The organism is Pradoshia eiseniae, from assembly GCF_002946355.1.
GTDB classification, from domain to species: domain Bacteria; phylum Bacillota; class Bacilli; order Bacillales; family Pradoshiaceae; genus Pradoshia; species Pradoshia eiseniae.
The window spans coordinates 363,362-383,584 of the sequence record NZ_PKOZ01000002.1 but is presented as its reverse complement, the minus strand read 5'-3'; the positions used below and the strand labels follow the sequence as shown (position 1 = coordinate 383,584).

Below are 20,223 nucleotides of genomic sequence, written 5' to 3'. Positions count from 1 at the left end.
GTGGCCGCATTGGGAACGAGCTGGTAGTCCACCAACATCAACTTGGCCTCAGGTGGCCATCATAAACCTTGTCATATCAAGCAATATACTGTTTTACCAATAATTTTCCAAATATTAAGATAGTTTTAAATATAACCATGGAGGTGAATCCCTCATCCGAGGGAAGTAATTGGATATAATTACGTTCACAAATTTGACACTTTTGATCATCCTACTCATTTTGACTGCTTTTTTTGTCGGGGCTGAATTTGCCGTCGTCAAACTCCGCATGTCTAGAATTGAACAGTTAATCAGTGAAGGGAACAAGAAAGCCATAACAGCAAAAAAAGTAGCAAGCGACCTGGATTATTACCTGTCCGCCTGCCAACTAGGTATTACCATTACCGCCCTTGGTCTTGGAGCACTCGGAAAACCAGCTGTAGAGAGGCTCTTGTATCCTGTATTTGATTTCTTGAATATTTCAGACGCCCTCTCTTCCGCTCTTTCCTATGCAATTGCTTTTATACTCGTCACATTCCTCCACGTTGTTCTTGGAGAAATGGCACCTAAGACACTCGCCATACAATATGCTGAACGAATGAGCCTGCTCCTTTCCCCGCCGCTGTACTGGTTTGGGAAAATCATGAACCCATTCATCTGGGCATTGAACGGAACATCCCGTCAGTTCCTGCGACTATTCGGGGTCAAGCCCGCTGGCCATGAAGATACCTATTCAGAAGACGAACTGAAAATTATTATGGCGCAGAGCTTCCAAGGTGGAGAAATCGACAAGACGGAGCTTTCCTATATGAAGAATATCTTCTCTTTCGACGAACGTGTTGCAAAGGACATTATGGTTCCACGAACAGAAATGGTCACTCTTGATAAAGACATGGATTATAAGACGATCATTTCAATCTTAGATGAGAATAATTACACCCGTTACCCAGTGGTAGAAGACGGGGATAAGGATAGAGTAATTGGAATCTTAAATGTTAAAAGGATGCTCACACAAATCGTGGCGAACCGAGAATCCAAACCAGCCGATTTCGTTCGTGAATTGCCGTTCGTTCTTGAAACAACACCCATTCAGGATGCCCTATTGACCATGCAGAGAGAACAGGTCCATATGGTTCTTGTTATTGATGAATACGGAGGCACTGCCGGAATCCTTTCATTAGAGGATGTATTAGAAGAAATCGTCGGCGAGATACGAGATGAATTCGATGAAGAAGAGGAAGCGGATATCCAGGATATCGGGGATAACCACTATCTCATGAATGGCCGTGTCCTATTAGAGGAAATTGAGGATCGCTTTGGACTGACATTTGAAGAAAGTGATGATATTGACACAATTGCCGGCTGGATTCTTCAAAACATTGAAGAAGTCCGAGAAGGCGTTGAAGTGAAACACGGGGATTTTGTATGGGTGGTTGAGAAAATGGAAAACCACTCAATTAAACAAATTACTATGCGGAAGCTTTAATAGAATATGAACTTAATTCATTTGGAGGTGAATCCTTCTTAAAAGAAGGAACTAATTGGACGGATTAATTGCTTTAAACTTATTCTTAGTAGTGGTATTCATTGGATTGACAGCTTTCTTCGTAGGCGCAGAATTTGCGATTTTGAAGGTGCGGATGTCAAGAATCGATCAGCTGATTGCCGAAGGAAACAAAAAAGCTGTCTTGGCGAAGAAAGTGGCTGGAAATCTGGATTACTATCTATCAGCCTGCCAGCTCGGCATCACGATTACCGCTTTAGTACTAGGCGCATTAGGGGAGCCGACTGTCGAGAAGCTGTTCCATCCTGTTTTTGAGAGATTCGAAGTGTCAGAGGCGGTCGCGACCGTGCTGTCCTATGGAATTGCTCTCGCGATTGTCACATTCCTGCATGTTGTCTTCGGGGAGCTGGCTCCAAAAACACTGGCCATTCAGTATTCTGAACGAGTAACGTTCTTGCTCGTTACGCCGCTCTATTGGTTCGGCAAAATCACGAATCCAATCATCCGATTCTTAAATGGCTCATCTCAGATATTTCTTGGCTGGTTTGGCGTCAAGCCGGCTGGTCATGAGACGGTATATTCAGAGGAAGAGCTTGAACTGATTGTGAATCAAAGCTATAGAAGCGGAGAAATCAATGAAACGGAGCTCGCCTACCTTCAGAATATCTTCTCATTCGAAGATCGTGTATTAAAAGAGATCATGATTCCTAAATCCAAGGCTGTCTTCTTAACGAAACAGATGAAGATTGATGACATCATTATGATTCTCGATAAATATAACTATACGCGTTACCCAGTGATTGAAACTGAAGGTTCAAATCACGTCATCGGCTTCATTAACACGAAGGAAATGCTCACAAACATGGCAGCAGGACGCAATATAGCCATTACCGATTTCATTCATGACATTGCATCATTTCCAGAAAGCGCATCAATCAAAAACGTGCTTTTGGACATGCAAAAAAATCGCATGCATATGATTATCGTAAGAAATGAGGCGGGGCAAATGACAGGTCTCGTGACGATGGAGGATGTATTAGAAAACATCGTCGGAGAGATTCGCGAGGAATCTTCTAATCAATGATTATTCTAGAGGTTCGAGAGTCTATTAAAAGACCTCGAACCTCTTTTTATTACGCTTTCTTAACCGGTATCCACACTTCACTATAATAGTCAGCTGAGGCCGGGTCCCCATCATGCGGGTATACTTCCATTTCCGGTCCTCCTGCATGCTGATAGCCAGTTGAAGGAAACCATTCAGAAAAGATGCGTTCCCACACATTAAGCATAGCATCAGGCATGGCACCTTTTACAGGGAATATAGCCCAGACTGCAGATGGAATAACCCTTTCTTCCAAGCCATCAGGAACATTGGACTCACTTTTTTCAGCAGCAATCATATAAGTCAGATTCTCCTGCTGCTGGTCAAATTCAAGACAGATTCCTAATAGCCCTAACTGCCCGGAATGCTTGGATAATCGTGCTGTTAATCCATCTTGATTAGACTCCGTCCAAAAAGCAGCAATATCCTGATGATTTTGCCCATCTGTCGCCCTCGTCCGAATACTTCTTCCTATTACCGAGAAAGCCTCTTTCTCTTCTAATCTGTATTCCATTTCCACATCACCCTTAATCTGAATTTGAAAGTAGAGTCTTGGATAGGCCTTCAGGAATTGGCTGTTTTTCTTCGCAGCTGATGGAGATAGGCCATGAATGCGTTGAAAGGCCTTTGTAAAGGATTCTGGGCTATCGTATTGATACTTCATAGCCACATCTATCACCTTCGCATTCGGTTGGATAAGCTCCTGTACAGCTAGCGTGATGCGCCGGTTACGAATATACTCACTTACCGTAAAGCCTGTCAGCATTCCGAACAGACGCTGAAAATGAAACTTAGACATACAGGCAACAGCAGCAATATCCTCTATACGGAGCTCCTCAGTCAAATGGTTCTCCATATAGTTAATGCTGTCCACCATTCTTTGCAGGCCCTCCATATGAATCCTCTCCCTCTAAATTAAGATTACTAGCTCAGTCGCAGGCAATCCTGTTCATCCATGCTCACTTTTTCCAGATTCCCATAAAAAAACTGCAGACACCCCCTTGAAAACACCAAGTGTTGTCTGCAGTCATAGAACAATATTATTGTACTCCCTCCATCGGAAGCAGCTTCCGGCTTTCTACCGCCAGAATACCGAGCTCATGATGATCACCCTCATACAGGGCATTTTGAACAAGCCGAATTTGATCATTAATATCGAAAATTTCAAGCTTGCAATGGGCACGATTTGATTGCAGTGCTTCATATAGCTCTGCTCGTGAATGGACAATGCGTCCATTGACCTTAGTCAGCAATTCCCCTGGGCGAAGACCCATTCGTTCTGCCGGTGACTCCGGCAATACACCAAGAATCATCAGGCCATTTTGGGAAGACGTGAAGAAGGATGGCCGCGTCTCTTCCCTGCTCTTATACACATAGAAAACAATCGCTCGTCCGACAATCGCAATAGCGACCGCAGCCAGACTGAGATAAGGCATCCAATATCCCGCAGTAGCTATAGCCAATACAACGAAACCAATCGCCGCGATTCTCATTCCCAATGGCTGTACGACATTGGCAAGCAATGTACTCCTTGCTTTTGCAGAAAAGCCGATAAAGAAAGGAACGACAATCGGCGCCCATTCTGTATCCCCCAAAGCGAATACCGGCCAGAGATCACCGGGTACATCAAGTATGCCATTCGGAATAAAAAGAAGCACCGGAACAAGCCAAATTCGCTTCGACTTCTGTGCACCGACAATCATTCCCCTTTTCCCTTTCTCATAAAGCGGGGATGCGTGAAGAGCTCCCCTCCTACGAATCAGCCAGCCTTCCGCTATGAGCAATAGTCCGAGTAATACCGCAATTGAAGGATAGAACACTTCATCGAAGGCGAAGAAACCTTCATCCAAGATACCTTCAAATCCATATAAACTCAGTCCAAAAATAATCAAAAGTGACAATCCAACTGTATAAACCGGCGTCAACAGACGGACAAATAAAAATATACTAAATATTAAACTCAGAAATCCTGTCAGCAGCACAAACTCAAACGGCACATTTAATCCAAGCAATCCCGTAATGATGGATAATACAATCCCCGTTAACAGGCTAGGGACAATGTACTCCTTCATTTCAATCATGGGATCCTCTACCCGGATATGAAACAGTTTACGTTCCTGCTTAACCCGCTTGGAGCCAAGCATATATGTAACTAATAACCCAATATACAGAACTGGATTAAGAAATAATAATCCAATTCCCTTAAGTAATTCTATGATCCAAGTTTCCCACAATTTCTATCACCAACCCTTACATACCTTATCTTCTATTCTATCAAATCACTACCCCCATTCCTATTCTTTCTTTCAGGCCTAAGCCTTAATCGTCCTTCTTTGTTCAAATCTTCCTTGCCATTGCTTGCTGCCCTTCTTATCCAATGGTAAAACTAGAACTGTTTCCAAAGGGAAACAACTTAATAAGACATCAGTTCATCCACAAAATCTATCAGCTTGTCTATTTTTGCTTAATAGTGCCGATTTATAGAGACGGTTTTTCTAAGGTTTATGGACGACAGTCACGTACCAAAAAACGGCATATCCAATTACTGTCCTAAAAAAGAAACAGCGCCTGCACGGCGCTGTCACCTGTTATTGCTGTTCTAACCACCTTAAGCCTGCCTGCAGCTGCAAATCGTTCTTGTCCTCATTCACCAGCTTCTTGATTTCTTCCTGCAGGCTTGAAACAGTGCTCTTATCCGCTATTCCGGTTGCGCGGATGTTATGCATTCGCTGGAAAGCCTCGACAGCCTTCACGGTCTTTCCGCTGTAATAGCCGTCCGTTCGTCCTGGCTCATATCCGGCTCCCTCAAGCATTTTCTGCAGAATCATGACCTGCTTATTATTCATATCCTTTTCCAAAGATTGCTCAACCGTCAGCGGCTCTAAGCTATAGTAATCCTTTTGGCTGACTCCGATGGTTGGCTTGATGCCTTTCTTATGAATCCATGTCCCATTCGGCGTGAGCCATTTATAGAAGGTGAGCTTAATCGTGCTTCCGTCCCCTAAGTCGACTGGCTTTTGCACAGTACCTTTCCCAAAGGTTTTCTCGCCAATAAGCGGATATCCCTCCGATTCATTCATGGCTGCCGCAAAGATTTCAGCTGCAGAGGCACTGCCCTCATTCATCAGTACAGCAATTGGATAGGGCTTCCGTTCATCTGTGTAGGAGAAATACTGATTTTTCTTGCCGTTACGCTCCTCAATCTGGATATACGGCTTCTTATCCGTGATGAACTGCCGAAGGATTTCCTCCACACTAGTCAGCAAGCCTCCCGGGTTGCCGCGAACGTCAATGAGCAAACCGTCCATTGGGCTTGCCTCCAAGGAAGAGAGCTCCTTAACGAAATCCTCAGCCGTATGCTCGCTGAAGGAGGTGATTTGAAGATAGCCAATTGATTGGCCGTTCAGTTTTTTCACGGATCGATGAACGGTCTCAAGCGGAATTTCCGCCCGCTCAACGGAAAATTTGATTGGCTGATTATTGCCCTCCCGCATAATCCCTACCTCTACCTTTGTCCCGACCTTCCCCCGTATTAGGGAGACGACATCATACAAATCAAGCCCTTCCGTCCTCTGCTGATCGACACTGATAATCACATCTCCCGGCTTGATGCCAGCCTTTTCAGCCGGAGAATGCTTGAACGGGGATACTATTACGAATTTGCCATCAAGATAATTAATCTCAGCCCCTATTCCTTGAAAACTAGAATCCAATGTTTGCTGGAACTGAGATGTCGTCTCTGCATCCATGTAGACAGAATACGGATCCTTCAATTCATCAAGCATTCCTTTGATCGCGCCTTCTGTCAGTTCATCCTTATCCACCTGCTCCACATAGTTGTCGGCAATAAGATCAAATGCTTGATGGACCTTTTCGAATTGTCCCCACTCCTCCGTTTCCTCCTGTGCTTGGCTGCTCTTGCTATCTTGATAGTATTCATATCTCCACCAGGAGCCAGCAAGAATGCATATCAATAAAACCACAGCTGTCACAAAGGGCCAGAACCATTTATTCTCCAATCGCGGCCGCCTGCCTTTCACCAAAAAAATAAGCATGACACACATAAATGCGCCATGCTTATTCCTATGCGAAGCCTGTCCTGCTTATGCTCATAAATCAGCCATCAATAGCTGAGCTGCCGCCAGGGGCAATTGGGCCCGGGTCTGCAGCCATTAAAGTTCCTCCAACAGCTGTCGCGCCCAAAGCAAGAACTAGAACAAAGATTGCAGCTAATTTTTTCATTGATTCATCCTCCTAATTTGATTTTTATATTTGTGTAAATTCTCTGTGTCCAATAATTGCAGGTAGAAATAATTAGAATTCGAAGTGAATACATCCCTGGCTACACTTAAAATGCTGTCATCATTCGTAGCCAATCCGTAATAAAACAGCTGGTAGGAAGTTAAATATCCTCTTGTTCTCTTCAAGCTGTCAAGAATGTCCACCGCTTCATTTACCCGGCCCAAGACAATAAGCCTGTGTGCTTTTTCTGCCTCATCTGCCGGTTCAGTATGTATATCAATTCCCCAGAAGGAATGAAGAAAATCAATTGTATTAACCGTATACTGCGTTCGATCCGCTGCACGGTTTCCAGATAGCCTTAATAGGGCGTCACGAGCTTGTTCAACCCAATATTTCGCCACCTCAAAGTTCTCAAACATATAGGATTGACCAAGAATATGAAAGAAATTGGCGTACACAATCGGGAAGTAGAACTGCAGCTCATTGCGCTTGATAACCTCCAGGCATTTCGCCCGGCATTGTTCAATTTCATTCATGTATAAATAAGTCATGGCTTCCATTTCCATCAGTCGAATCCTGTAAGCTTCCCGCAAATATTCATTTTCCATCAGTTCAACCATTGGTGCTACGACTTTGAGCACCTTATGAAAGGGCTCAAATAATCCTGTTTCCTGGATTCCATATAAATGAACAATTAATGAGAATATGAGCGATTCGCTATTCGTGTTCTTCACTTTGAATATTTCGTCAATTAAGTCCGTACCAGACAATTCTCCCTTTTGGTTCTTAAGAAGGATCTGATAGATCGTAATCCATGTCTGCATGTCCTTGCTTCCCCGTTCTCTCTCCATTTGCATGAGAGTCTCGAGCTCCTCTATATCACCTTGCATTAAATAATATTCCATAAGAATATTAGGTTTCATAGAGTCTAAGTAGGTACAATAGTAGTCTTGCAGGAAGTATTTCTGCTTTTCATAATCATTGCGATATAGTTCATTCAGTGAGGATAAAATCGAGTTTGAATTTACTTGGGACGTATCAAGCAGGTTAACCTTCTCCATTAAAAACCGGCTGAATTGACGATCGTCCTTGATCATATAATCTTTAAAAACCATGCTCTCCAAGCTACATCCCACCTAGTATAATTGACTATTTAATACAAATTTTAACAGCTTATCGAACGCTTGTGTACAAAATTCGACCACCAAATTTGTCGAATATTCGACAACATTCGTATTTTATCTGAAAATTCCACCTGAAAATATTAATAAAAGCGCAGTTCATTATCGAACTGCGCTAGTATATTACATTCCGCTTAAATACTTCATCGGATCGACGACATTAGATTTAGATGCCGTCCAACCGCCAACATATAATTCAAAGTGCAAATGCTGGCCAAAAGATCGGCCCGTATTGCCCATTAATCCGATTTGTTGTCCCTTTTTGACAGATTGTCCAGCAGAAACATTCATCGAACGCAGATGGGCATATACTGTCGTATAAACTTGTCCATCAATATAGTGGTTAATGTACACGACATTTCCATAAGAGCTTGAATAGTTTGCACGAGAGACAACCCCTGCCGCAGAGGCGACAACAGGAACCGTTCCTGACTTGGCAATATCAATTCCATTATGGTTTCTGCCCCAGCGGCTGCCAAATCTAGAAGATACATAGCCGGCTGCTGGACGCATGAATTTACCTGATGTCACTGCTGGGGCGGAAGATACCGCACCAGATGTTCCAGAGGAACCTGAAGAGCTGGAGCTAGAGTTTGCACTTGCAGCTGCTGCTGCAGCGGCGGCGGCTTCCTGCCGTTTTTTCTCAGCCTCGATGGCCTTCTTTACGGCTGACTCCTGATTAGCCAAGATTTCTTTCTCTTCCTCAAGGGAGAGCTTCTCATCCTCAAGCTCAGCCTGCTCCGATTTCAGCACAGCCATCAGCTTATTCTTCTCGATTTTTTGCCCATCAAGCTTTTCCTTCATCTTGACGAGCTCATCCATCATTTTGTTCAAACTGGCAAGCTTCTCTTCGACTTCTGCCTTCTGCTCTTCCAAGCGGGCTTTGTCTGCTTCCTGTTCAGCGATGATGTCCTTATCCGCATTCATGATGGTCGTTACAGCACCAAGGCGTTCGACAAATTCACCAAAGCTATTCGCGCCTAGAAGTACCTCCAGATAACTTGAACTACCGCCGTTTTGCTGATAAGCACGTGCGCGTTCTTTCAGAATCTCATTTCGGTTAGCGATTCGTTCCTCTGTCTCTTTAATGCTTTCTTTCAGACTCGCAATCTTGTCTTTAGTAGAGGCAATCTCTTTATCTTTCTTAGCAATCTCTTCTTTTGTCTCGGAGATTGATTTTTCTACCTTTTTCAATTCTGCTTCTATCGATGCTCGTTGATTTTTGATGTCTGAGATCTTACTTTCCGTTTCTGAAATATTGGATTCAACGGATGATTTTTTCTTCTCAATTGTGCTCTTCTTCTCCTTTAAAGAGCCAATCGATTCTGCCTGCACATTCCCCCCTGCAGATATTCCTGCCAAACACAACATAAACGCTGTGATAGCGACCATAAACTTCTTCACGTGGCTTTCCCCTTCCCTTCCAACAGTAAAACGTACCTTTTATGTATATAGCCCCTTTAATAAGGGGCCTTTAATTGTTAGGCTTTCAAGAATTTACGGACAGACATTAAGCTTCCCCACACTCCAATTATAGCGCCAAACAGGACAAGCAAGCCTGATACTTGGAGGATGAATGGGTTATAGCTAAGCATCTGCATGTAGTCAATCGACAACGATGGGCTGAGATGATCATACAGATACTTGTAACCGAACGCGATGAGTGAAATCGGAATGATGGACCCGAGTACACCAAGCCATAACCCTTCAAGGAAGAATGGCCAGCGGATAAACCCGTTCGTCGCGCCGACAAGCCGCATAATCTCAATTTCCCGGCGTCTTGCAAAGATTGTCACTTTAATGGTGTTAGAGATTAAGAACATCGCAGTGAAGAGCAAGGCAACAATCAGTACGATTCCTACATTTCTCGATACGCTGACGATATTAAACAGCTTTTCGACATAGTTTTGTCCGTATTCAACTGTCTCTACATAATCCATTCCCTCAGCCTCTTGGGCAACAACCATGACATCCTGAGGCGTTTTGGTTTTGACAACATAAACGTCATTCAACGGATTATCCTGTTCAAATAATTCAAAGGCTTTTCCGTCATCACCCATGCTGTCAATGATATTCGTTAACTCTTCTTCCTTGGAAGATAAGGTTACCTTCTCTACTTGACTGAGACTCTCTAAGGTGGTGCCAAGCTCATCTGCTTGCTCCTGTGTAGCTGTGCGGTCAATATGCACACGAACTTCGACATCACTCTCTACATTGGTAGCAAAATTATTCAAGTTCATCATTAGGACGACGAATACGCCGACCAATGACAGGGTCACGGTAACGGCACTTACGGACGCAAATGACATCCAGCCGTTGCGGCCCAGACTTTTGAAACTTTCCTTCACATGGCGGAAGAAGGTTCTATAATTCATAACCGTATTCTCCCTTCTGTTCATCCCGCACGATTAAACCGCCCTCAATGGCAATGACTCGGTGCTGCAGCGTATTAACGATGTCTTTATTGTGAGTCGCCATGATAACAGTTGTACCGAGGCTGTTGATCTCTTCGAATATCTTCATGATTTCCCAAGATGTGTCCGGGTCCAGGTTACCTGTCGGCTCATCCGCAATCACGAGCTTTGGCGAGCGGACGATGGAGCGGGCAATGGCAACCCTTTGCTGCTCTCCCCCAGATAATTCATTCGGGAACATTCTTACTTTATGTTTTAGGCCAACCAGCTCAAGCACTTCCATAACCTTTTTCTTGATGGCCTGTGGTTTCTCTTCTGTTACTTCAAGCGCAAAGGCAATGTTTTCAAACACGGTCAGATTGTTCAAGAGCTTGAAGTCTTGGAAAATCACACCGATATCTCTGCGCAAAAGCGGGACTTTCCTGTCTTTAATATTGGCGATATCTCTTCCGTTAATGGTTATCGTACCGCTTGTCGGCTTCTCTTCTCTATACATCATCTTGATGAAAGTCGATTTACCAGCGCCGCTCGGACCAACTACATAGACAAACTCACCCGATTGAATTTTTACATTCAGGCCTTTTACTGCTGAAACGCCATTCGGGTATGTCTTTTGAACATTCTTCATTTCTATCATGTCGTTTTCACCTAATTTCCACCTTCATGTTGTACTAAAATCTATCTATTCATTTTATCGACGTTTGTCGTATTTTGATATATTTATCCGCCTTTTGTCATGATATATTATAACATCAGATAATGTCAGAAAAACCACTGTTATATTACATTTATATTTCAACTAGATTACCCTTATTTATCAAAGATGGTTAAATCTCTCTAAATATAAGATAAAGCTTTCTTCCCTTATAACAAATAGCCTCTTTAGAATCCGATATTCAGGCATTGAAATGACAATAGAAAAACCGGCCAGACTTATCATCTTCCGGTTTTTTGTTATGTCTCATCTATCTATTCAAAACTCTCATTGCCTGCTATTTATGCTTGAATCAATTGACCAGAGTCTATCTTAGCAATTAACGGCACAAATAGCAAAAAATTATTATTTCCAGCTATTCGCGCTCCTGCGATCTTGCTTTATTAAATCCTTCTCCGAGAACCTCAGCTGCCTCCATCACGACAACGAATGCATGCCTGTCAATCGATTGCACGACCTGGCGCAGCTTCGTGAATTCCGATTGGTCGATGACGCACATTAAGACAGGACGGTCACTTTCTGTATAGCCTCCCTGTGCAGTCAGTCTTGTCACGCCACGGTCCACTTCCTCCAAGATAGCCTTTCTGACTTCTGCCTCATAATTGGTAATGATCATAACCGTCTTCGAGCGCTGGATTCCGACTTGGACAAGGTCAATCGTTTTGCCCGTGACAGCTAATCCAATCAGGGCGTACAGGCCTTGCTCAATATCAAATACGAGCGCTGCCGCCAGCACAATCAAACCATCAATCATAGCGACACACATACCAAGTGATAGGCCCGTGTATTTATGAATGATCTGTGCGGCCAAATCCGTCCCGCCTGTTGAAGCTTTTCCAAGGAAGACAACACCAAGTCCAAGTCCAACACCAATTCCGCCGAATAAGGCGCCAAGCAGCGGATCTGTCGTAGCCGGTGACCATCCATTCGTCAAGAAAACGACAAATGGGAAGAAAACTGTCCCGACAGCTGTTTTAAGACCGAATTGTTTCCCAAGCAAAATCACGCCAGCGATAAAGAGCGGGATATTGAATGACCACTGTACAAAGGCAGGCTCCCAGCCAAACAATGTATACGTGATTGTGCTGATTCCGCTCACGCCGCCTGATGCCACTTTTGTCGGCAGGAGGAAAATATTAAAGGAGATGGCTACAATTGCAGACCCGATAAGGACATAAATATAATCCATTATTGCTGTTAAAAGAGGATGCTTCATCCTGCTGTTTATTAATTTCATCACTATACTTCTAGCCCTCCATCATTCCATATCATCAAAACATATCCATTTTATATGAAAACAGGAAGAGACACAATGAAAGCCAGTTAAGATACAATAATCAGACAATAATAAAAAGCCCAGGAAGAAATCCTGAGCCCCTCTTTAAATAGCGATATCTCTTTTCCTAAAGACAAAGAACGTTATAGCAAGAAACACAATATAATAGACAGCTAACAAACCAAGCGAGAACCCAATTGACGCACCTTCATAGCTTAAATCGAGCAAGAAGAGGCTCCGCAAATCCAGATGCGGGAATAAAATGAACTTCAACCAGCTATACCGATCGACCAAATTCAAGATAACGAAGTTTAACGTTGAGGACGCAAACAAGATAAACACCGCAACCCCGACCGCAATGGAGGTCGTTTTGAAAAGCGTGCTCAGCATGAACGCGATTGTGATAATGATAAAGAAGCCCGGAATCCAATAAAGGAGCATATCCACGAAATAGCCTCCAACCTCTACCATATCACCTGAAAGGGATGGATCAGGGATTTCTGCCGTAAATGAACCATTCCCGAAAAAGATGAGGCCGACCAAATAACCAGATACAAGCAGCGTGAAAAGCAGCATGCCGGCAAACATAAGCGATGTGACATATTTCGACAAAAGAATCTTCCAGCGTTTATGCGGCCGTATCAGCAGCTGCTTAATCGTGCCATCAGAGAACTCAGATGCGACCATCCCGCTGCAAACAATGACTGTGAACAACGTAATGAACGAGACAAGCCCAATCGCCCAATCAGCCATGAAATCCCATACCGTCTCCGTCATATTCCCTTCACTGCTCGCGAGAATATCAGCTGCCATCAGCTTATCATCCTCACTAGCATTCGAATCAGCGAGAGTTTGCTTAGCTTCCTTTACATCCTGCTCGGTTGCGTTATTCAGGAAATTCGAGATAAATCCTGCACCGATAATCCCCAAGACCATAAATCCGACAAAAATATAGGTGGACATCTTTGAGAATAATTTCATCCATTCATTGCGAATAAGCCCAATCATACGCCCACCTCCTGCTTCGTGATCTCAAAGAAACGATCCTCCAATGATTTCTTGACCACACTCATCTCATAGACATCGATATCTGCCTTCACAAAGGCACGCACAATTTCAGCTGATTGCTCCTTCGTGGCTTTTACCGTAATCATTTGCACATCCTGCTTTAAGATGTCAGCCTGAGGGATCTGCTCGCGAAGGACCTTCGCAGCAGCCAGTACATCACCCACGGAATAAGCAATCTCCCTCTGCTCCTCTTCCTCACCCTGCTGCTGATTATTCTCGATATGTATCAGTTTCCCTTTCTCGATGACCGCGAATCGATCGCACATAAGCTGCATCTCCGCTAGCAAGTGGGAGGATACCAGAACCCCGATTCCTTCATTGGCCAGCTCCCGCAAATACATCCGAAACTCTTTAATGCCTTGCGGATCAAGACCATTTGTCGGCTCATCCAGAATCAAGAGAGCCGGCTTATGAAGGATAGCCTGTGCCACACCAAGCCGCTGGCGCATACCAAGAGAGTAGGTCTTCACCTTTTTCTCCATCGCATGATCTAGCTTTACGAGATTTGCTACCTCATCCAGCCTCCCAGGCTCAATAGGAGTTGTTGCCATGCGTGCATAATGGATTAAATTCTTGCGTCCGCTCATGTACTTATAAAACTCAGGATTCTCAACAATCGCCCCAAGGTCGCTCATCGCTTGCTCAAATTCATCATCAAGATCATGCCCATTAATGATAACCTTCCCATTTGTGCGGTTAATCAGGCTACCAATCATACGGATGATAGTCGTTTTGCCAGCCCCGTTCGGACCGAGCAAGCCAAATATTTCCCCTCTTTTCACATCAAAACTCACATCATCCACAATCGCCGTTTGCCTGATCCTCTTCGTCAGTGATTTCACTTCTAATACTTTATCCGCCACTCGCCCACTTCCTTTTTTAATAATCTATATCTACTATAACGTAAAAAATATGGAAAAGTTTCATAATATTACAAATTATTTCAATGTAGATTTGGAAGGATATTCATCTATTTTTAAAAATTTATTACAAATCCACCCAAATTCGTAAATTATCGTATAAAACTGCTAAAATACATTGTTCCTATATAAGGAGGTGGAAGAAATTTTATAGAAAATACTATATTAAAAAATTAATAGAGGAGACACTATGTTTACAGCTAAGAAATTCACATCTCTTTTAATGATTACCATGCTCCTTCTTTCTTCCTTACCAGCTGTTTCTTTTGCCACAGAATTAGAGGATCCAGCAGAAAAAGCGATTGGTACACTGATTTCTGAAGACGGAGAACCAATTTATCTATATGAAACCACGGCAATGGACAGCCCTGTGTTAACTCAATTGGATAGCGATTCTGAAGTCATCATTCTCGAGGAATTAGAGGAATACAGCCATGTGCAATTTGTTTCAGCTGATGGAAACGAAATCTGGGATGGGTATGTAAAATCGGAAAACATATCAGCTAACGAAGATTTACTAGATACAGAGAAAATCATTGTTTCGGCCGAAGAAGAACCAGCAATAGAAGCTGAAGAAGTGAAACCAACTGTATCACTTGAAGAATCAACTGGCGAAGCAGGAATAAGTGAGTCTGCAGCAAGACTGTCGGGAAAAGCATTATCAGGAATTGCCATCAACGCCCCAACGAAAACGTATGCGTCACCTTCAACAAGCGCGAAAGTCATCAAGAGCTATGCTGCTGGTGCTGTTCTGAAATTCTATGACTATTCTACATCTTGGTATCAAGCGAAGGTTAAGGCCAGCGGAAAGTGGCAAACAGTTTATATACAAAAGAGCGCGGTTGAAACCCTCGTACCGAACCCTGTTCAAATTGAGGCTATTGCCAAATTGAACTCTACCGTCATGTACCAAACACCTTCAACAAGCGCCAAAGCGATTAAAACATATAAACAAGGCTACATTCTCAAACTATACACATACACAGCTAGCTGGTACAAAGCAAACGTACAGGTGGACGGTAAATATCAAACAGCCTATGTGCCAAAGACTTCTGTCGTTCTTCCAAACCCATCGAGCAAGGCTGAAAAAGGTATCGCCTTAAAGAATCCTACAAGTGTCTATGCTTATACAAGCACAAACGCCAAAGCATTAAAAACCTACGAGGCAGGCTCCATTTTAAAGGTCTATAGCTACACAGACTCTTGGTATCGTGCCACCATTTATGTTGATGGAAAGAAGAAGACAGGGTACATACTAAAAAGTCATCTGGAAAAGGTCACGGAAGAAAGTACCCAACAAACGGGTCTCGCTCAAAAAAATCCTACTAAGATTTATGAAAAACCCTCCACAACGGCAGGAAGCTTGAAAACTTATGCGAAAAACTCGGTCCTTAAATACCGTGGCTACAGTGCAAACTGGTACGTAACGGAAATCAAAGTCAATGGCGTCAATCAAACGGGATACATCAAAAAGAGCGACGTCAGCAGTCAAACGATTACCAACTATGGCTTGACCTTGGATAAGGCTGTTTCCCTTCAAATGAAGATGAGCCCAGTTACAGATGCATCAAACATTAGAGTGTCTAACGATGAGCTCTTATATAGATCACGAGCAGCATCATGGGACGACTCATATTGGAAAAGTGCAACAGCAGCTCAAGTGAGAAAATACTTAGACCCAGAGAACTATACACCAGGCAGCAGGGAATATTATCAGTTCTTGATTCTATCCGAACCTGCCGGCACGAGTGCAACAGAAATAAACAAAAATGTCCTAAACGAAAAAGGTGTCCTGGCTGGAAAGGCAGCAAGCTTCATTCAAGCAGCCTCCTCCAATGGCATTAATGAAGTCTATTTAATCAGTCACGCACTCCTGGAAACGGCAAATGGAACAAGCCCTCTCGCGACAGGAATTAAGTATAACGGTACGACTGTTTATAATATGTATGGAATCGGCGCCTATGATCATGACCCGAACGGGACCGGCGCCAAATACGCCTATAATCAAGGCTGGACATCCGTCGAGAAAGCCATCGTCGGCGGTGCAGCTTTCGTCGCCAAATCCTATATCCATGCTGGGCAGGATACCTTGTACAAAATGCGCTGGAACCCTGAATCCATGGCAACGAAAGGCTATGCCTCCCACCAATATGCAACCGATATTGGCTGGGCCGTCAAACAGACTGCTCGAATGGCACAGATTTATGGGCTTCTGACACAATATACATTATTGTATGATATCCCTTCTTACAAAGAATAATTTTATAACCTCCGGCAAACTGCCGGGGGATTTCCCCCCTTGTTTTTTTCGCGCAATTCTAAATAACCCTTTATATTACTATGAAGTTTTATGATTAGTTGACAATGCTAGTTAATAATCATTGAGTTGCTTTTTGTTTTTAAAGTATTTTACCCTTGCACTAGTTTTTTCCCTTGCATATTCTATACCTCGTGATTCATACTATTCCTATCATCATATCAGTCAGGTGGGTGAATATGTTAAATAGATTAAAGTTATTTAAACGACAAAAGAAACGTCGAAATTATTACCTTAATATTAAACAAACAGATGATATTTTATACATTTCTGGTCAATTGAATACAGAAACAGACACGGTATCAGAACTTTGGCTAAAATCGCGGGAAACAGAAGAATGGTTTTTAGCAGGAAAAATAGACCCTAGCCCTAATTTTAAGTTTAGGATCCATTTGGAAAATTTAATGGAAATAATTCCTGACATAGAGGATTATTACGATTGGTATTTAACCATACAAGTCCCTACAAAAGAAATCAGCGAAAAACGCTATGATAAATTAAGTCATTCTGCAGAGGTAGTTCAACAGAATGGAAAGGAAGTCTTTCAATACAAAATTCGTCTTGGTCGTTTCCAAACAACAGACATCGCAAGTACATTCTCGCCTTATTATATTCATGGAAGAAAAGGGATTCTTTTTGTCACAAAAAAGGGGAATCTCTCTCTTAGTGTTGACATGGAACTAAAGCCTTCTATCCGTCTTCAAATTGATAGCATAAAAAGAAGAGGAAAAGAGATGGAAGTCCATGGTCAAATCTTTACAAGACATTCGATGATTCAACAGGGTAATCTTTTACTGAAAAACCGAGCCACGAATGAAGAATACCTAACATCAGCAAACTTTATCTATAATCAAGAAGAAACTAGGAAAAAATTCGGATTAAATCGTTATAGTTATCAGGTAATTGTACCACTGACCAACGGTAGCAACCTTTTAGAGGAAGGAATATATGATGTATTCTTGCAACTCAAATTAAATGATTTGCAAGAACCCTATTTGGTGAAACTAAGACGCCCAACCTTCCGCGCAAGATATTTTGCCCAAGATATTACAAAGTTTATAGGCAATAAAGGAATTTCTGTCAATCCATATTATACATTTAAAGCATCAAATCTTGCTCTCGAGGTTTTAAGCTACTCGGCCGAAAACCTCGAGTATCTACAAAAGTTGATGCGTTGGTCATGGCTTCTTCGGCTTGTGAACAAACCAAAGAATATTTGGTTAATAGGTGAGCGCCCATATAAAGCACAGGATACTGGATATCATTTTTTCAAATATGTCCGTGAGAATCATCCTGAGCTACCCGTCTATTACGTAATTGACCGGGATTCCCCTGAGGCAAAAAATGTGGAACCCTATGGAAATGTCGTCTATTTCAAATCGAAAGAACATATTAAATTAAGTTTAATTGCCAAACGGATTATATCCTCCCATCATGCCGATTATTTATATCCCATTCGAACACAACGCTTTAAAAGGAAGGTGCATGCACTAAAAATCTTCCTCCAGCATGGAGTAATGGGTACTAAAAATATGATAGCCAATTATGGGAAGAATGCCCCTGGCTTTGATACAGACATTTTCCTTGTAAGCTCTGATTTCGAGAAGGCCATGATTGTGAATGACTTTGGTTATGCACCTGACCAAGTCTATGTCACTGGCTTATCCCGATTTGATGAATTATTGTCTGATAATGTCGAAGAAAAACGCCAATTACTAATAATCCCTACATGGCGTGATTGGATCCTGACAGAAGAAGATTTCCTTGAAAGTGAATATTATGACCGATATAAAGATCTTGTTAAAAGTGAATCCTTGCGTAAGCTGAGTGAAATCTATAATTTTGACATTATCTTCTGTCTGCATCCTAATATGCAGCTATATACGGACTATTTCCGTGATTCTCCTTATCAAGTCATTTCACAAGGAGAAATTGATGTACAGACTTTAATCAAAGAAAGTGCCATGATGCTTACCGATTATTCTAGTGTAGGATTCGATTTCAGCTTCTTGCAAAAACCGGTTATTTATTATCAATTCGACCGCGATCGTTTTATCGGAAAGCGACCATCCCATTTGAACTTGGATGAGGATTTGCCAGGCGACATAACGAATGATTTAGATGAACTATTAAAAATGATTGAAGAATACGCGTCACATAATTTTGTCATGAAGGATACCTATAAGATTCGTGCGAGAAAATTCCTGAAGTATTCAGATCGGTCATCATCCAAGAGAATCTTCGAGCTTGCCAGCAATAAATCCCTTAAGCCAAAGCTGTTGTATCGGTTACAGAAACAGCCTATCGTCAAAGGAATTGGGAATAAATTCAGAGAGAGCAAATATTATTTCCCTGCCATGAAAGCAGCTTATACATTCATGCGTGTTTTCCTTCCGGTTGATAAGAATTTAATCGTTTTTGAGAGTGGTGTGGGTAAACAATACGCAGACAGCCCTAGGATGATTTACGAAAAAATCTTAGAAGAAAAACTTCCATACAAGAAAGTATGGTTCGTGAATAAAGATGTCCATTTTAGAGATCCAGATACACGCAAAGTGAAACGCTTAAGTCCTGCATACTACTACTATTTAGCTAAAGCAGGCTACTGGGTGAATAATCAAAATTTCCCCTCTTATATTAAAAAGAGCAGTCAAACAACGTATTTGCAAACCTGGCATGGTACACCGCTCAAGAAAATGCTTTTCGATATTGAGCATGTACAGGGACGAAACGAAGGGTATACTGAGCGAGTCAGCAGAGCAGTTAAAAATTGGGATTATCTCATCTCCCCAAGCGCTTATGCTACAAAAGCGTTCAGAAGCGCTTTCCATTACGAAGGAGAGGTACTAGAGGTCGGCTATCCGCGCAATGACTTATTCTATCAAGAAGAATATACTGCGGTTGCAAGCAGAGTAAGAGAGAAACTGAATTTACCGGCTGACAAAAAAGTGATTCTTTATGCCCCTACATTTAGAGACAACCAAACAAATGGGGCCAATAAATTTACCTTCGAAATCCCATTTGATATGGAAGCCATGAAAGAACAACTAGCTGATGAATATATCTTACTGCTTCGACTCCACGTTGTAATCAGCAATAAGGTACGAGTGCCTGAGGAGCTAAGAGACTTTGTCTATAATGTTTCAAGCTACTCTGATATCCAAGAATTATTGACTGTATCAGATGTTTTAGTGACAGACTACTCTTCCGTCATGTTTGATTATGCGAATTTAAAGCGTCCTATGCTCTTTTACGTGTATGACTTTGAAGAATATCGCGATAACACTCGAGGTTTCTACATGAATTTCGAACAAGAGGCGCCAGGGCCATTATTACAGACGAGCGACGAATTAATAAATGCCTTACACAGACTCAAACAAGTAGAAGATCAATACCACGAGAAATACCAACAGTTCTATGAGCGTTATTGCCACTTAGAGGATGGACATGCAACCGACCGTGTCGTTGAGAAGGTTTTTACTAAAAAAGAACAATAAAGAAAAGA

Annotated in this window: 15 protein-coding genes; 4 read left to right on the top strand and 11 right to left on the bottom strand. The window is 42.4% G+C overall.

Annotation, left to right across the window (positions count from 1 at the left end; translation table 11 throughout):
- The first annotated feature begins 169 nt into the window (after nucleotides 1-169).
- Nucleotides 170-1,465 (top strand): hemolysin family protein, encoded by a 1,296-nt coding sequence (locus tag CYL18_RS06615; RefSeq protein ID WP_104848690.1) that lies wholly within the window; start codon nucleotides 170-172, stop codon nucleotides 1,463-1,465.
- Between the two features lie 55 nt (nucleotides 1,466-1,520).
- A complete protein-coding gene (locus tag CYL18_RS06610) occupies nucleotides 1,521-2,567 on the top strand; it encodes a hemolysin family protein (RefSeq protein WP_104848689.1) in 1,047 nt (348 codons plus the stop codon).
- A gap of 49 nt (nucleotides 2,568-2,616) precedes the next feature.
- Here CYL18_RS06610 and CYL18_RS06605 read toward each other — a convergent pair whose 3' ends face one another.
- The 11 genes from CYL18_RS06605 to CYL18_RS06560 all read right to left on the bottom strand — a co-directional run bounded on the left by CYL18_RS06605 (nucleotide 2,617) and on the right by CYL18_RS06560 (nucleotide 14,344).
- Entirely contained in the window at nucleotides 2,617-3,480 is an 864-nt protein-coding gene (locus CYL18_RS06605) for an AraC family transcriptional regulator (RefSeq protein ID WP_104848688.1), read from the bottom strand.
- 145 nt (nucleotides 3,481-3,625) lie between these two features.
- Complete coding sequence (locus CYL18_RS06600) at nucleotides 3,626-4,819, bottom strand: PDZ domain-containing protein (RefSeq protein WP_104848687.1); 1,194 nt, start codon at nucleotides 4,817-4,819, stop codon at nucleotides 3,626-3,628.
- 354 nt (nucleotides 4,820-5,173) lie between these two features.
- Entirely contained in the window at nucleotides 5,174-6,604 is a 1,431-nt protein-coding gene (locus tag CYL18_RS06595) for a S41 family peptidase (RefSeq protein ID WP_161497094.1), read from the bottom strand.
- A 97-nt stretch (nucleotides 6,605-6,701) separates the two neighbouring features.
- Nucleotides 6,702-6,827, bottom strand: coding sequence for a hypothetical protein (locus CYL18_RS19595; protein ID WP_269089183.1), 126 nt, complete (start codon nucleotides 6,825-6,827; stop codon nucleotides 6,702-6,704).
- Nucleotides 6,824-7,942, bottom strand: coding sequence for an AimR family lysis-lysogeny pheromone receptor (locus CYL18_RS06590; protein ID WP_236636293.1), 1,119 nt, complete (start codon nucleotides 7,940-7,942; stop codon nucleotides 6,824-6,826). Before CYL18_RS06590 ends, CYL18_RS19595 begins: the two co-directional genes overlap by 4 nt.
- Nucleotides 7,943-8,131: 189 nt before the next feature.
- Nucleotides 8,132-9,412 (bottom strand): murein hydrolase activator EnvC family protein, encoded by a 1,281-nt coding sequence (locus CYL18_RS06585; protein ID WP_104848684.1) that lies wholly within the window; start codon nucleotides 9,410-9,412, stop codon nucleotides 8,132-8,134.
- A 77-nt stretch (nucleotides 9,413-9,489) separates the two neighbouring features.
- Nucleotides 9,490-10,383: a permease-like cell division protein FtsX gene (gene ftsX, locus CYL18_RS06580; RefSeq protein WP_104848683.1), complete on the bottom strand. Its 894-nt coding sequence runs from the start codon at nucleotides 10,381-10,383 to the stop codon at nucleotides 9,490-9,492.
- Nucleotides 10,373-11,059: a cell division ATP-binding protein FtsE gene (gene ftsE / locus CYL18_RS06575; protein WP_104848682.1), complete on the bottom strand. Its 687-nt coding sequence runs from the start codon at nucleotides 11,057-11,059 to the stop codon at nucleotides 10,373-10,375. Before ftsE ends, ftsX begins: the two co-directional genes overlap by 11 nt.
- Before the next feature lie 433 nt (nucleotides 11,060-11,492).
- A complete protein-coding gene (locus CYL18_RS06570; protein WP_104848741.1) occupies nucleotides 11,493-12,374 on the bottom strand; it encodes a YitT family protein in 882 nt (293 codons plus the stop codon).
- 144 nt (nucleotides 12,375-12,518) lie between these two features.
- The gene (locus CYL18_RS06565) at nucleotides 12,519-13,421 is read right to left on the bottom strand and encodes an ABC transporter permease (protein ID WP_104848681.1); all 903 of its coding nucleotides are present in this window, start codon (nucleotides 13,419-13,421) and stop codon (nucleotides 12,519-12,521) included.
- The gene (locus CYL18_RS06560) at nucleotides 13,418-14,344 is read right to left on the bottom strand and encodes an ABC transporter ATP-binding protein (RefSeq protein WP_104848680.1); all 927 of its coding nucleotides are present in this window, start codon (nucleotides 14,342-14,344) and stop codon (nucleotides 13,418-13,420) included. Before CYL18_RS06560 ends, CYL18_RS06565 begins: the two co-directional genes overlap by 4 nt.
- 247 nt (nucleotides 14,345-14,591) lie before the next feature.
- On the opposite strand from CYL18_RS06560, the gene CYL18_RS19660 reads away from it, so the two are divergent.
- Nucleotides 14,592-16,661 carry a glucosaminidase domain-containing protein gene (locus CYL18_RS19660; protein ID WP_104848679.1) on the top strand — a complete coding sequence of 690 codons (2,070 nt, stop codon included), beginning with the start codon at nucleotides 14,592-14,594 and terminating at the stop codon, nucleotides 16,659-16,661.
- A 236-nt stretch (nucleotides 16,662-16,897) separates the two neighbouring features.
- A complete protein-coding gene (locus tag CYL18_RS06550) occupies nucleotides 16,898-20,215 on the top strand; it encodes a CDP-glycerol glycerophosphotransferase family protein (protein ID WP_104848678.1) in 3,318 nt (1,105 codons plus the stop codon).
- Nucleotides 20,216-20,223: the final 8 nt, after the last annotated feature.